Origin of the sequence: Flavobacterium odoriferum (genome assembly GCF_025499515.1) — a bacterium.
Taxonomy (GTDB): Bacteria; Bacteroidota; Bacteroidia; order Flavobacteriales; family Flavobacteriaceae; genus Flavobacterium; species Flavobacterium odoriferum.
Map to the genome: position 1 here is coordinate 38,804 of NZ_JAMKFA010000003.1, position 15,208 is coordinate 54,011.

At 32.5% G+C, this 15,208-nt stretch carries 14 protein-coding genes; 6 read left to right on the forward strand and 8 right to left on the reverse strand.

The features are described 5' to 3' along the window. Positions 1 to 37: 37 nt before the first annotated feature. Both M9Q43_RS03135 and M9Q43_RS03140 read right to left on the reverse strand, forming a co-directional pair. On the reverse strand, positions 38 to 811 hold the full coding sequence (locus M9Q43_RS03135) for a carboxypeptidase-like regulatory domain-containing protein (protein ID WP_262317526.1): 774 nt from the start codon (positions 809 to 811) through the stop codon (positions 38 to 40). Positions 812 to 896: 85 nt separating this feature from the next. Then, positions 897 to 2,798, reverse strand: a complete 1,902-nt coding sequence (locus tag M9Q43_RS03140; RefSeq protein ID WP_262317527.1) for a DEAD/DEAH box helicase — start codon at positions 2,796 to 2,798, stop codon at positions 897 to 899. A gap of 182 nt (positions 2,799 to 2,980) precedes the next feature. Between M9Q43_RS03140 and M9Q43_RS03145 the strand changes: the two genes are divergently transcribed. After that, entirely contained in the window at positions 2,981 to 3,595 is a 615-nt protein-coding gene (locus tag M9Q43_RS03145) for a trimeric intracellular cation channel family protein (protein ID WP_262317528.1), read from the forward strand. Here the strand turns inward: M9Q43_RS03145 and M9Q43_RS03150 are convergent. Next, a complete protein-coding gene (locus M9Q43_RS03150; protein ID WP_262317529.1) occupies positions 3,564 to 4,145 on the reverse strand; it encodes a non-canonical purine NTP diphosphatase in 582 nt (193 codons plus the stop codon). The two genes, M9Q43_RS03145 and M9Q43_RS03150, sit on opposite strands and share 32 nt — an antisense overlap. A gap of 245 nt (positions 4,146 to 4,390) precedes the next feature. Between M9Q43_RS03150 and M9Q43_RS03155 the strand changes: the two genes are divergently transcribed. Then, complete coding sequence (locus M9Q43_RS03155; protein ID WP_262317530.1) at positions 4,391 to 5,650, forward strand: aminotransferase class I/II-fold pyridoxal phosphate-dependent enzyme; 1,260 nt, start codon at positions 4,391 to 4,393, stop codon at positions 5,648 to 5,650. A 49-nt stretch (positions 5,651 to 5,699) separates the two neighbouring features. Here the strand turns inward: M9Q43_RS03155 and M9Q43_RS03160 are convergent, their stop codons facing one another. Continuing rightward, positions 5,700 to 6,818, reverse strand: coding sequence for a GTP cyclohydrolase (locus M9Q43_RS03160; protein ID WP_262317531.1), 1,119 nt, complete (start codon positions 6,816 to 6,818; stop codon positions 5,700 to 5,702). A gap of 1 nt (position 6,819) precedes the next feature. After that, entirely contained in the window at positions 6,820 to 7,788 is a 969-nt protein-coding gene (locus M9Q43_RS03165; RefSeq protein ID WP_262317532.1) for a transporter, read from the reverse strand. A 108-nt stretch (positions 7,789 to 7,896) separates the two neighbouring features. Here M9Q43_RS03165 and M9Q43_RS03170 point away from each other — a divergent pair, with 108 nt between their 5' ends. From M9Q43_RS03170 to M9Q43_RS03185, 4 genes are all read left to right on the forward strand, one after another. Further along, positions 7,897 to 8,154, forward strand: coding sequence for a DUF4834 family protein (locus M9Q43_RS03170; RefSeq protein ID WP_262317533.1), 258 nt, complete (start codon positions 7,897 to 7,899; stop codon positions 8,152 to 8,154). A gap of 86 nt (positions 8,155 to 8,240) precedes the next feature. After that, positions 8,241 to 10,748 (forward strand): YfhO family protein, encoded by a 2,508-nt coding sequence (locus M9Q43_RS03175; RefSeq protein ID WP_262317534.1) that lies wholly within the window; start codon positions 8,241 to 8,243, stop codon positions 10,746 to 10,748. Between the two features lie 9 nt (positions 10,749 to 10,757). Next, a complete protein-coding gene (locus M9Q43_RS03180; protein ID WP_262317535.1) occupies positions 10,758 to 12,053 on the forward strand; it encodes a glycosyltransferase family 4 protein in 1,296 nt (431 codons plus the stop codon). Positions 12,054 to 12,071: 18 nt separating this feature from the next. After that, positions 12,072 to 13,535, forward strand: a complete 1,464-nt coding sequence (locus M9Q43_RS03185; RefSeq protein WP_262317536.1) for an oligosaccharide flippase family protein — start codon at positions 12,072 to 12,074, stop codon at positions 13,533 to 13,535. A 62-nt stretch (positions 13,536 to 13,597) separates the two neighbouring features. On the opposite strand, the gene M9Q43_RS03190 is transcribed toward M9Q43_RS03185, so the two are convergent. The 3 genes from M9Q43_RS03190 to M9Q43_RS03200 form a co-directional block, all read right to left on the reverse strand. Further along, a complete protein-coding gene (locus M9Q43_RS03190; protein ID WP_262317537.1) occupies positions 13,598 to 14,275 on the reverse strand; it encodes a hypothetical protein in 678 nt (225 codons plus the stop codon). A gap of 190 nt (positions 14,276 to 14,465) precedes the next feature. Beyond that, complete coding sequence (locus M9Q43_RS03195) at positions 14,466 to 14,801, reverse strand: CCC motif membrane protein (RefSeq protein WP_262317538.1); 336 nt, start codon at positions 14,799 to 14,801, stop codon at positions 14,466 to 14,468. A gap of 11 nt (positions 14,802 to 14,812) precedes the next feature. Further along, entirely contained in the window at positions 14,813 to 15,103 is a 291-nt protein-coding gene (locus M9Q43_RS03200; protein WP_262317539.1) for a DUF2752 domain-containing protein, read from the reverse strand. Positions 15,104 to 15,208: the final 105 nt, after the last annotated feature.

Genomic DNA, 15,208 nt, shown 5'->3' on the forward strand with positions numbered 1-15,208 from the left:
TTATCAAATAGTTTAAAAAGGATAAGAAGCCTTTATTTTATTTGTTTTTTTTCAAAACTTTATACTCTTCATAGCATGAACTAATTGCATCCATGATTTGTAAGTCGTTTGCAGTTTTTATGAAGTATTCAGAGTAATTACAATTTTCTAGGATTAATGGAATATCATCTTTATTGATTTCTAATAAAGCCGCTAATGTTTCTCTATCAAATTTTGTAGCCAAAAGATTTCTAACGGTATCGTCTTTTTTCATTTCTTTTAGCTTTTTCATTTCTTTAGGGCGTTTTCCAAAAACATTATAAAGAAAGTCGGCAGGATTAAATATAGATCCTAAAACTTTAGAAACAGCATTTGGAGATTTATCACCCACTTCGTATCCAACTTGCAAACCAGGAATGCTGTAACGATAATTGTCAGAGGCAACAGGAATAAGTTCTGTGTCAACCTGAACGTGTCCAGTTAAATTGTATTTAAAAACAGTTACTTCGTCTAAAACATAAGACTTTTCACTAAGGTAAATTTTGGTTGGATTTTCTTTTATCCAGTCGTTAGTTACTTTGACTTTTATGGTTTCATATCCTAAATAACTAAATAAAAGAGTGTCGTTAACTTGAGCAGCAATTTCAAATAATCCACTTGGAGTGGTTATAGTTCCTGAAACTTTTGTAGCATTAATAACGTGCACACTCCCCATAGGTAAACGCGTTTCGTTATGAATTACGGTTCCTTTAATGAATTTTACTAGCGTATCATTTTGCGCATTGGCAAAGATAGAGACAAGTAAAAAAAGAAAAACTACAAAATATCTCATGCTTTATTTATTGATTCAAAAATACGAATCTAAAGCTGATATTTTGTAGTTTTATATAATTTTATAAGAAAATTAACGAAAATCGTTAGCTTCTTCTTGGTCTTCTTGGTCTTGCAGTATCTCCAGTACTTTCTGCACGTCTTGGTGCTCTGTCTGAAAATCCGCCTTCTCTTCTTGGTGCTGAACTGCTTCTTTCACCTCTAAAACTACCTTCTCTCTTAGGAGCTGAACTTCTATCGCTTCTTAAACCGCCATCTCTACCACCTTCTCTTCTTGGAGCAGAACCACTTCTTTCGCCTCTGAAGCCACCTTCGCGTCTTCCACCACCAAAACCTCCGCCAGAGTTTCTTCCATTGTGGTCACGTCTTCCACCACCATCATTTTTAGAAATTTCAACGTTGATTCTTCTACCGTTCATGTCATATCCGTTAAGAACAGACATTACTTTGTCAGTATGTTCTCCATCAGTGTTAAAGAAAGAGAAACCTTCTTTTACATCCACTTTAAATACATCATCTCTGCCTAAATCTAAAGTTTCTTTGATAAAGTCTTTTAATTGCATCCAATCGAAATCATCTCTTGCTCCAATATTAATGAAATAACGAACTGGATCGCCAGCTCTAATTTCTCTTGGTTCAGAACTTCTTTCTCTATCATTTCCTCTTTCACCTGATAAATCACGTTTCGATTTGTAATAGTTGATGAATCTATTAAATTCAACAGATACCATTTTCTTAATTAACTCTTCTTTAGATAAACCATCTAAAACTTCATTAATAGCAGGTAAGTAATTGTCAATTTCGTGATCAACTTCTGTATCTTTAATTTTGTTTGCTAAGTGTAATAACTGAATTTCGCAGATTTCAATTCCAGAAGGGATTGTTTTTTCTTCGAATTTTTGTTGGATAATACGCTCAATTGAGTGTATTTTTCTGATTTCACTTTTCGTAATAATCACGATAGAGGTTCCTAATTTTCCAGCTCTACCAGTTCTTCCTGAACGGTGGTTGTAAGTTTCAATTTCGTCTGGTAATTGGTAATTTACTACGTGAGTAATATTATCAACGTCAATTCCACGAGCCGCAACGTCTGTTGCTACAAGCATTTGAATTTGACGACCTCTAAACGATTTCATTACGCCATCACGTTGTGCTTGCGATAAATCTCCGTGTAAAGCAGCTGCGTTGTAACCATCTTCGATAAGTTTTTCAGCAACCGCTTGTGTGTCTCTTTTCGTTCTACAAAATACAACTGAGAAAATATCTGGGTTTGCATCTGCTAAACGTTTTAAAGCTTCGTAACGGTCACGAGCATTCACACAGTAATATTCGTGTGATACGGTAGCCGAACCTGAGTTTTTGCTTCCCACAGTAATTTCTACTGGAGATGACATGAATTGTTTTGCAATACGCGCTACTTCAGCAGGCATAGTTGCAGAGAATAACCAAGTGTTTTTCTCGTCTGGTGTGTCCGATAAAATGGAACAAATGTCTTCGTAGAATCCCATATTTAACATCTCATCTGCCTCATCTAAGATACAAAAATCGATGTTTTTAATGTTAACAAGACCTCTGTTAATCATGTCTTGCATTCTACCTGGTGTAGCCACAATAATTTGTGCACCACGTTTAACTTCTCTAGCTTGTTCTGTAATGCTTGCACCACCATAAACAGCCACTGTATGTAACCCCTTTATGTACTTTGAGTATAATTTAATCTCGTTGGTGATTTGTAAGCATAACTCACGTGTTGGCGATAAAATTAATGCTTGTGTATTTTTATTCTCAGCATCAATTTTTTGAATTAGCGGGAAACCAAAAGCTGCGGTTTTCCCTGTACCTGTTTGCGCTAGGGCAACTAAATCTGTGTTTTGTTCCAATAGTACTGGAATCGCTTTTTCTTGTACTTCTGACGGATTCTCAAATCCTAGATCTTTAATCGCCAGCAGTAGCGACTCATTCAATCCTAATTGTTCAAATTTATTCATAAAATATTTTAAATTGGGTGCAAAGGTACGCTTTATAAATCACATAAACTAATTTGTTATATATTGATTTTCAATTTGTTACGTTTTTTGGTTTTTTCACATATTTTATAAAAAATGTTTTATTGCTAAAATTAGAATGGAAAAATTAGAAAGTAAGGTATTTTTGTATCAAAATAAGAACCATGTTTGAACTGTTAGACATTATTGGAACATTAGTATTTGCCATTTCAGGAGCTTTAACTGCTATTTACAAGAAGTTAGACTTGTTCGGCGTGTATTGTATTGCTTTTGTTACCGCTTTAGGCGGAGGAACAGTTCGTGATGTGTTAATAGGAAGAACTCCAGTAGGGTGGATGTTGGATATAAATTATGTGTATATTATTACAGTTGGCTTTTTACTTTCTATAATTTTCAATCGTTATTTAGAGCGTTTGCGAATTTCTATGTTTTTATTTGATACGATTGGATTAGGTGTTTTTACCTTAATAGGTTTAGAAAAAGGATTAGAGTTTGGATTAAGTCCTGTTGTTTGTGTGATTTTGGGAACTTTGACAGCTACTTTTGGAGGCGTTATCCGCGATATTTTGTGTAATGAAATTCCAGTTTTATTCCGAAAAGAAATTTATGCCACGCTTTGTATTGCGGGAGGAATTCTGTTTTTCCTTTTGCAAGAATTACAAATACAAAGTGATATTATTTCGTTAATCGTAGCGGTTTTTATTATCTCGTTTCGATTGATTGCTTTTAAATACAATTGGAGTTTGCCTATTGGGACAGTTTTTGTAAAAAAAGAATAAGTTCTTTCACTGCAATTCCTCTGTGACTGATAGTTGATTTTTCTTCCATGCTTAATTCGGCAAAAGTTTTATCAAATCCGTCAGCTACAAAAATTGGGTCGTAACCAAAACCATTTGTTCCAATTTTTTCTTCAATGATTTTTCCGTTGATTATTCCAGTGAATAAGTTTTGTTTACCATTAAGATTTAAAGCAATCACTGTTTTAAAATTGGCTTTTCGATTCGATTTATCTTTTAATTCCGATAAAAGCTTATCCATATTATCATTTGCATCTTTTTGTTCGCCAGCATATCGCGCAGAATAAACTCCGGGCGCTCCGTTTAAAGCTTCGACTTCTAAACCCGTATCATCAGCAAAACAATCGTAACCATAGTTGGAGGTAACGTAATTGGCTTTTAGGATGGCATTCCCTTCAATCGTATCGGCTGTTTCTGGGATATCTTCAAAACAACCAATATCTTCCAAACTTACAATTTGAAAGGTATTTGGAACTAAAGCCTGAATTTCCTGAATTTTATTTTTATTGTTTGATGCGAATACGAGTTTCATGTGAAGTAATTTAGAAATGTAAAAATACGAAACGTCTATAAAGTATAAAAGCCGATCTGGAGCGATCGACTTTTACGGTGAACGTGTAACCACATTTCTGTGTCGTTCGGTGCAAATGTAAGACCAATAATTCGATTATGAACTATTATTTCTATAATTTTTTTTCTAATCAAAATAAATTATAATAAAAGTATTTTTCTTTTTACTTTTTTTTACTTTTGTCGAGTTTTAAACACCTATATATTATGGTAAAAGATTTATTCGAAAGAATTCAGAACAATAAAGGTCCTTTAGGAAAATGGGCTTCACAAGCAGAAGGATATTTTGTGTTCCCTAAATTAGAAGGAGAATTAGGTCCAAGAATGCAATTTCAAGGAAAAGATATTTTAAACTGGAGTTTAAATGATTATTTAGGATTAGCAAATCATCCAGAAGTACGTAAAGCAGATACAGAAGCAGCAATGCAATTTGGTGCGGCTTACCCAATGGGTGCTCGTATGATGAGTGGTCACACTAAATATCACGAACAATTAGAACAAGAATTAGCTGCTTTCGTAATGAAAGAATCGGCTTATTTGTTAAACTTTGGTTACCAAGGAATGGTGTCTATTATTGATGCTTTGGTTACTAAAAACGATATTATTGTATATGATGTAGATTCGCACGCTTGTATTATTGATGGTGTACGTTTACACATGGGAAAACGTTTCACATACAAACACAACGACCTTGAAAGTATGGAAAAAAACCTGCAACGTGCTACTAAAATGGCAACCGAAACAGGTGGAGGAATTTTATTCATTACCGAAGGTGTTTTCGGAATGCGTGGTCAACAAGGGAAATTAAAAGAAGTTGTTGCTTTAAAAGAAAAATACAATTTCCGTTTGTTAGTTGATGATGCACATGGGTTTGGAACACTTGGTAAAACAGGCGCTGGAGCAGGAGAAGAGCAAGGTTGTCAAGACGGAATTGATGTTTACTTTTCAACTTTCGCAAAATCAATGGCAAACATTGGTGCTTTCGTTGCAGCAGATAAAGATATTATCGATTATTTAAAATACAACTTACGTTCGCAAATGTTTGCAAAAGCGTTACCGATGATTCAAACTATTGGTTCGTTAAAACGTTTAGAATTATTACGTAATTCATCTGAGATAAAAGATAAATTATGGGAAAACGTAAACGCATTACAAAGTGGATTAAAAGAAAAAGGATTTAATATTGGCGATACAAACACTTGTATTACACCAGTTTATTTAGAAGGTTCTATTCCAGAAGCGATGATAATGGTAAATGATTTACGTGAAAACTACGGAATTTTCCTTTCTATTGTGGTTTATCCAGTAATTCCAAAAGGTATTATTTTGTTGAGAATGATTCCTACAGCTTCGCATACAATTGATGATATTAATGAAACACTAACAGCTTTTGAAGCTATTCGTGAAAAATTAGTAAACGGAACATATGCTAAAATTGCAGAAGCAAGCGTACAAAATGTAGAATAACATTTATTAAGAATATAAAAAAAGGGATTCAATTTGAATCCCTTTTTTGTTATAACTCTTTTCTATAAGTTCTTCTTCGTTTATTAATTTTCGAATTAAAATGTTTCCATAAATTATGAATGGCATGATTTTCTTCTAATTCGGGAGTTCTTATACAGGTTTCAATTCCTTTTGCTTGACACACTTTGTAGTATTCATCAAAAACAATTGCGGTAACGCCTTTGCTTTGGTATTCAGGTGTTATACCAATTAAATAAAAAACTACTTCTTTAGAATGTTTTCGAGCTTGTAATAAATGATAAAATCCAAAAGGGAATAGTTTTCCATTCGCTTTTTTAAGTGCTTGTGCAAAACCAGGCATCACAATAGCAAAAGCAATCATGTTGTCATTTTTATCGACGATAAATTTTATAAATTCTGGATTGATAAAACCAATGTATTTCTTTTTAAAATAAGCTTTTTGAATATCATTTATTGGAACAAACGATTGTAGTTTGGCATAGGTTTCATTAAACAAATCAAACATTTTGTCCACATAAGGCATAATGTCTTTTGTTTTTGTGAAATTCAGACTACGTAACTCGTAACGTTTTTTTATCAATTCACTTGCTTTTTGAAAAGGTTCAGGGTTGATACCATTAAAAGAAAAATCACTTTCAATGTATTCTTTCTCTTTTATAAAACCAAGTTGTTCAAAATGAGTAATATAATAAGGCAAACTGTACCAAGTAATCATGTTGCCCATTTGGTCAAAACCTTCACTTAAAATACCAACTTTGTCCAAATTAGAAAATCCCATAGGACCTTCCATGTGATCCATGTTGTGTTTACGTCCTAATTCTTCCACTTTATCTAAAAGTGCTTTCGTAACTTCAATATCGTCAATAGCATCAAACCAACCAAAACGAGCTTTTCTTTTCCCTAAAAGGTTGACTTCTTCCCAATTTATGATTGCGGCAATTTTACCAACAATTTTGTTGTCTTTGTAAGCTAAATAAAAATGAGCTTCAGCTGTTTGAAGAGCTGGATTTTTTGTTTTGTCAAAAGTTTCTAATTCTTCTGCGATTATTGGCGGAATCCAGTATTGGTTGTTTTTATATAATTCGAAAGAAAACATCACGTAATCTTTCATTTCTTTTTTGGTAAGGGCTTCTTTAATTGTTATCATTTTATTCTTCTACTGTATCTTTACGTTTTTTAGCATCTTTTTCGCCTTTTTTCTTCATTTTTTTATCCATTTTACTACCATTGTCTTTTTCAATTTTGACTTCTTTGTAGTTTTTGGTAAATCGCCACGAAAATCCAATTCCTCCAGTAAATAAGCTCGGTGTGTTTTTTATATTTTTTCCAATAGAAGCATCAATTTGCATGTCTTTATTGAATAAATATGCTGCTCCCATTCTAAATAATCCATCAGAATAATAATCACCCATATATCCTTGATTTTCAATAAATCCAGACCATTTTGAATTGAATCCTCTTGTAAGCGTAAGGATATAATCGATACTTGCAAATTCAGAGCCAATCTTGTTGTAAGCTACGTTTGTTACTAAAACCCATCTACTTCCAAAATGATTTTGCGCAATAATCATTGCTTTTGGACTTACTTTTGGTTCTTCAATACCAACAGGAGCAAAATTAAACGGATTGTCAGAAAAGTTCAAATTTGCACCTCCATACACTGCTACAGCAGGAATTAATTGTCTCCATTTGAAGCGGTGATTGGCTTTCCAGCTATATAGATTTGGTTTTTCTTCATAGTTTTTAAATGGGTCATAAATCAAATATTTGGCTCCAAAAAGTGTTTTTTTCAATGCACTTCTGTTTTTATCAAGCAAATCGGATGTATAATTATCATTTTGATACTGAAATTCAGCAATAAGTTCTAATTGCTCAAAGAATAATCCCCAACGAATATCAAATTCTGCCATAAAACCACTGGCTTTATAATCTAATGTATTGTGATCTTCGTTAACATAATGCAATCCTGTTTCGGTTTGAAAAACAGATTTCCCAACAGAAAATGCCATCATTGAACGACCAGGGCGATTGGAATTGATGTCATCTGTAAATTGTGCAAATGAAATTTGAGACATAATTCCTAAAATTAAAACAAAAAGTGTTTGAATAGATTTCATAAAAAAATGATTTATGTCCAAAAATAGTTATTTTATCATAATTTTAAGAAACAAATTTGAAGTTTTACCAACCAATATCTGTAATTTTGAATTTTAAATTTTTATAGCATGGAAATGGCTTCTTTTACAGGTTTTATAAAAACACTTTTTTATATCATACTGTTTTATTATTTGTTTAAGTTTTTGATGCGAATTTTTGCTCCTATTTTAATGCAAAAAGCAGTGAATAAAATGCAACAAAAAATGCAAGAACAATATAGACAACAACAAGAACAACAGCAAGATAGAACTTCTCAGTCGCAACAAAGTATGCCAAAAGAGAAAAAGAAAGTTGGCGAATATATTGATTATGAAGAAATCAAGTAGTTAGTATTTCATACATTACCCAAAAGGATATTTTAACGATATCCTTTTTTTAGTTACTTTAGCATCTTATTTTATTACACATTCACATGAAAAACATCAAAGCATTATACCCTCATTTATTAGTTTTAGTAGGGTTTATTCTGGTTTCAATAATCTATTTCTATCCAGTTTTACAAGGAAATAAAATTTTTCAATCCGATATCGTTCAATATACTGGAATGGCAAAAGAGCAAAATGATTTTAGAAAAGAAACAGGTGAAGAACCTTTTTGGACCAATAGTGCTTTTGGAGGAATGCCTACTTATCAATTGGGAGCAAAATATCCAAACGATGTTATTGGAATGTTAGATGATGCTTTACGCTTTTTACCACGACCAGCTGATTATTTATTCCTTTATTTCTTAGGGTTTTATGTATTGTTAATGGTGTTAAAAGTAGATCCATTAAAAGCGTTTTTTGGAGCGTTAGCATTTGGATTGTCTACGTATTTGATTATCATTTTAGGTGTTGGACATAATGCTAAGGCACATGCAATTGCGTATATGCCAATGGTAGTTGCGGGAGTTTTATTGGTTTTCCAAAGAAAATATATAATAGGAGGCTTACTAACTATGGTAGCGGCAGCATTAGAAATTAATGCGAATCACTTCCAAATGACGTATTATTTATTGCTATTGTTGGCAATTATTGCTGTTTATTATGTGGTAATTGCACTTAAGAATAAAGAATTTAAAGAATTAGGAAAAGTTATTGGTGTCTTTGCTATTGCAGGAATTTTAGCCATCGGAGCCAATGCAACCAATTTAATGGCTACTTCAGAATATGCCAATCATAGTATTCGTGGTAAAAGCGAATTGACTTTTAATGCAGATGGTTCTCAAAATACTGAGGATTCGTCAATGAAGTATGAATACATTACAGAATACAGTTATGGTGTTGCCGAAAGTTTTAATCTTATTGCGCCAAGACTTTTTGGTGGTGGAAATGGAGAAGAATTAGATGAAAAATCTGCATTGTATGAGTTTTTATTGAATTATGGAGCTACACCAATGGAAGCTTTACAAACGGTTCAATATTATGGAAAGACGTATTGGGGAGAACAACCTATTGTAGAAGCACCAGCATATATTGGAGCCATTGTGTTCTTATTAGCGGTTTTAGCATTGTTTCACGACAAACGAAAAGTAAAATATTTATTCTTAGCTGGAGCCATTCTTTCTTTATTACTTTCATGGGGTAAAAATTTTGATGCTTTGACGAGATTCTTTGTTGATTTTGTGCCTTTGTATGATAAATTCCGTGCGGTTTCTTCTATTCAAGTAGTATTAGAATTGTGTTTTCCAGTTTTAGCAATTATGGGACTTCAATCGTTTTTTACTTCGGAAAAAGAAACACAATGGGCAAGTTTATGGAAAGCAGCTGCGACTAGTATAGGAATAGTAGTTGTATTATACTTAGCAAAAGGATTCTTTAATTTTTCAGCTCCAATTGACCAACAATTAATGCAAATGTTTGGCGAAAGTCAAGATAAATCATTCGGAATCAGTTTTATAAACGCTTTAAAAGAAGATAGAATGAGTTTCTATACTAGCGATTTAATGCGTTCAGGTTTATTCATGTTGGCGGTAGCAATTGTTTTATGGCTGTATATTCAAAATAAATTAGCACAAACTACAGCGGTTATTTTGGTTGGATTTTTCATGGTTTCCGATTTATTCATGGTCGATAAACGTTATGTAAACAATAATCCAAACCAATTTAAAAGTGCTCGCGAAGTAGACATGCCTTTTGAAGCTACAGATGCAGATAAGCTAATTTTAAAAGACACATCAAATTATAGAGTGTACGAAATTCAAGGAAGATTGCAAGGAAGAACCTCTTATTTCCATAAAGCAGTTGGAGGTTACAGTGCAGTCCGACCAAGAAGAGTAGATCAATTATTTGAATATAATGTTGAGAAAAACATCAATGCATTAGGGAATTCGATAGATTTTCAAACGTTAAGTTTTACAAAAAGCAATCCGGTTTTAGATATGTTAAATGTAAAATACGTTATTGTACCAACAGGTGAAGGCGATGTTCCAGTTACCAATCCTTTTGCTAATGGAAATGCTTGGTTTGTAGAAAAAGTTAAACTTGTAAAATCAGCTGATGAAGAAATAAAGGTTTTAGATAAATTAGATACGAAGAGAGAAGCTGTTATAAACCCTATTTCTTTAAAAATGAAAACAAGTTATAATTTTAATGATTTGAAGAGGGATTCAACGGCAATAATTCAATTAAAATCGTATCAACCAAATCAATTAAAATACGTTTCAAATAATAGTAATGAAGGTTTTGCTGTTTTCTCTGAAATGTATTATCAAAACGGTTGGAAAGCAATGATTGATGGCAAAGAAGCTCCAATTTATAGAGTAAATTACGTCTTAAGAGGCTTAAAAGTTCCAGCAGGAAAACATACAATCGAATTCAAATTTGAACCTCAAGTAGTAAAAACAGGTAGTACAATTGCTTTAATCAGTTCAATAGCAATGCTTTTATTGATTGTAGCGGGAGTTTATTTTGAGAACAAGAAAAAGAAATCAGTACAATAAACTTTCAACTTGCAACCAACAAAAAAAATACTCATCATTTCGTATTACTGGCCACCAGCAGGAGGTCCAGGAGTACAGCGTTGGTTAAAATTTGTCAAGTATTTACCCGATTTTAATATTGAACCTCACGTTTATATTCCAGAAAATCCAACGTATCCTTTGATTGATGAGAAATTATTGAGTGAAGTTTCTGACAAAGCTGTTATTATCAAACAACCGATTTTTGAACCTTATGGATTGGCTTCGGTTTTTTCGAAAAATAAGGCAAAAAAAATCAGTTCCGGAATTATTCCCAATCAAAAAAAGCAATCGTTTGTAGAAAAAGCTATGCTTTGGATTCGTGGTAACGTTTTTATTCCCGATGCAAGAGTGTTTTGGGTAAAACCTTCGGTTAAGTTTCTGAAAAAATATCTTCAAGAAAATCAAATTGATACTATAATCACCACAGGTCCGCCACATAGTTTGCATTTGATTGGTTTGCAATTAAAAAAAGAACTAAGCATCACTTGGTTGGCCGATTTTCGTGATCCTTGGACTACGATTGGCTATCATAAACAATTAAAATTAAGTTCGCGGGCAGCTAACAAACATAAAACTTTGGAGAAAGAGGTTATGACGACTTGTGACCAAATTTTAGTAACATCTCCAACGACAAAAACAGAATTTCAAGCTATTACTTCAAAACCTATCGAAGTCATTACGAATGGTTATGATGTGGAGAAAGTAATCAAAAAACCTTTGGACGAAAAATTTACTTTAGCACATATTGGTTCTTTTTTATCGGCCAGAAATCCAAGGATTTTATGGAAAGCGCTGAAAGAATTAACCAAAGAAAATCCTGAATTCAAAAATCATTTCCAATTAAAATTGATAGGAGCGGTGAGTGCTGAGGTGCTTCAAGCGATTAAGGAATTTAAGTTGGAAAAATACGTGAATCATTTAGGCTATTTGCCACACGATGAAGCCATTATTGAACAACGAAGTTCACAAGTATTATTACTTATCGAAATTGATTCAGAAGAAACCAAATGCATTATTCCAGGAAAATTATTTGAATATATGGTTTCAGAGCGGCCAATCATCGCCATCGGTCCAGAAAATGCTGATTTTGCTCAAATCATAAAGGAAACTAATACGGGAAATTTCTTCAAATATGACGAATTAGAAGCTTTGAAAGCACAAATTCTGACTTGTTTCGAACAATTTCAGCAAAATAATTTAAAAGTATATCCAGTTGGTTTGCAACAATACAGCAGAAAGTCCTTGACTGAGAAATTAGCCAAACTGCTAATCACTAATCACTAATCACTTTTCACTAAAAACATGGGAATTGTCATCAAACAATCGATTAAAAACACCATCATTACCTACATCGGTTTTGGAATTGGCGCGATTAACACGTTGTTTATGTATGGACAATTTCTAGGCGATACTTTTTATGGTTTGGTTGGATTTATTTTGTCGGCGGCTAATATTATGATGCCTTTGATGGCGTTTGGAGTGCACAATACATTGGTGAAATTCTACAATGAATACGAAACCGAAGAGAAAAAAGCGCAATTTCTAACGTTTGTTTTAGTTTTACCTTTATTGATTGTACTTCCCATAAGTTTGATTGGTTATTTCGGATATCATCAAATAGCGGAATTATTATCGAGGAAAAATCAAATTGTTTACGATTATGTTTGGCAAATTCCAGTAATCGGACTTTGTATGGGATATTTTGAGATTTTTTATGCTTGGGTAAAAGTACATTTGCAATCGGTTTATGGTAGTTTTGTGAAAGAAGTTTTACTTCGAATTCTAATTTCGATCTTCTTATTTGCGGTTTATTTTGATGTTATTTCGCCTCAACAATTCGTTTTTGCGTTAATGGGAATTTACTTTTTATCACTTCTCGCTATGTTTTTATATGCGATGAAAGTCAAAACACCACAATTTAATTTGGTTTTTCCTGATAATGCAAAAGCGGTTTTAACCTATTGTTTCTTCATAATTTTATCGGGAAGTGTAGCTAATTTATTGTTGGATGTAGATAAATTCATGCTTAATTTTTACATCAAAATTGATAATATTGCTTTTTATTCTGTCGCTATTTTTATTGCTACTGTTATTGCGGTACCAAGTCGTGCGATGCATCAAATTACATATCCCATTACAGCAAAATTAATGAGTGAAAACAAGCATGAGGAGCTAAATGAATTGTATAAAAAGTCTTCGATTACGCTACAAGTTATCGGTGGTTTAATTTTAGTTGGGATTTTAGTAAACATCAATGAATTGTATAGCGTTTTACCAAAAGGCTATAGTGATGGAATTGCCGTGGTGTTTTTTATTGGAATTTCGAAGTATTTCGATTTGGTTTTGGGAAACAATAATGCTATTATTTTCAATTCAAAATATTATCAAGCGGTCTTGTTTTTGGGATTATTCTTGGTTTTTCTTACGGTTTCACTAAATATGATCTTCATTCCGCTTTATGGCTTGAATGGAGCGGCTATAGCAACGTTAATTTCAATTACGTTATATAGTTTAGCTAAATTACTTTTTGTGGTGCTTAAAATGAAGCTATTTCCGTTTACTAAAAATACGCTTGTAGCTTTGGTTCTAACAATAGTAAGCTTTGGAGTGTTTTATTATTGGGATTTTAGTTTTCATCCTTTTGTAAATATTGTTCTAAAATCTATTTTGGTGTCTATTTTCTATTTAGGATTGAGTTATTATTTAAAGATTTCTTCAGATATTAATTTTGTGATGAATTCTGTTTTTAAGAAATTTTTGAAATAAAAAATCCTGCTTCATCTTCCCAGAATCCGCAGGATTAAAAAACAAACTTAACCAACCAATTTTTATTTTCTTTTAACTTCTAAAGTTTCTCTTTTGATTTCTTTTACGTCATCATCAGACATTTTTGCTTTAGAACCGTCTTTTCTGTAGTAGTAATAGTCATCGTCATTGTAGTCGTCTCCATAATCATCGCCATCATCATAATGTCCGTTTCCACTTGAGTAATAAGTTCCAGGGTTGTAGTTGTATCCGCCGTTAGCGTGGTTGATAAAACCATATACATCTACAATTCTACCTCTTCTGTCATAAACTATTCGCATATTACCCACTTTAGTTACAGCAAAACTGTTATAACTCATATAAATAGTTCCAATACGTTTTACTCTTCCAAAAGCGTCGTAGTTGATGTAAACATTTCCTACGCGTCTTACTCTACCAAAGTTATCGTGTTCAACTCTAACGCCTCTTTCTGAAGTTCCGTAGTACATTCCTCTTGGTGCACCACTTGTTCCATTGTCTCTTGGTCTAACCGCTGGTCTTGTGTTGAAGTCGAATTCTCCATTTGGAAACAACATAAACTCAATTCCGCGTTCTCTGAAGATAATAGGCTCTGCATCTCTATAATCGATGTAATAACCTCTTCTGTTTGTGTTGTCAGAAAAAACAGGGTTTTCTGACGCTAAAGCCATGTTCCCTACCAGAAGGATACTGGCTACTACTAAAAGTGTAATTTTTTTCATGATACAACAATTTAAAAGTTGGGCAACTTCATTTTAAAACTCGTTTCTAAAACTTGTTGCTTGATTAGGTATTTCCAATTGCTGTGCCAAACTCAAAAAAAGTGTTGTGAACGATTTGTTAATGAGTTGTTATTAAATAAAAAAAAGACAGTTAAGTAGCTGTCTTTTAATGATTTATATGTTTTTGTTTTTATTGAACTCCAAAATATCTGTTCATTTCTTCTTTTAATAAATCTGGATCTTGTAGTGAATCAAAACCAAATGTTGCTATCATCCATATCATCATAAGTAAATAAATCACACCTAAAACAATTCCTATAATATTTAGCGTTTTACCAATTTTAACATTGTTATAATTTGTATAATTTGTTGGATTTTCGGCATAGAGTTTAGCGTCTTTATTGGCTAAAACAATTCCTATTGTCCCTAAAATAACACTAAAAATTCCATAACAACAACAAGTTATGATTGATAAGATGCCTAAAATAAGTACAGCTGTAGCATTTGGTAATTTTTGATTTTCCATTTTTATAAAGTTTAATTGGTTAAATAGGTAAAATACATTTTGTATACATAAGAAACTAAAACTACAATGCCGTTTAAAATGGCAATTGCAATTACTAATTTAGTGTAATTTCTTTTCTTATCTAATAAATGTAATAATAAAAAAACAAACAATAGTGCCAATGTATAAATAGCAGGAAAGATTTTAAAGGCTTCATAAAATTCTCCTTCTAATAAAAAAGCAATGGCTCTTTGCGTGCCACAACCCGGACATTCAACTCCAAAAAGTTGTTTGTTCATACAAGGCAACATATGTTCTTCCATAATACTTTTTGAAAGTTGAAAATTTGTTTCACAAGTTTACAAAAAAAAGTTCAAAAACAAATACTAATTTTAAAAACACTACTTTTGAAAACTTTATTAAAAGAA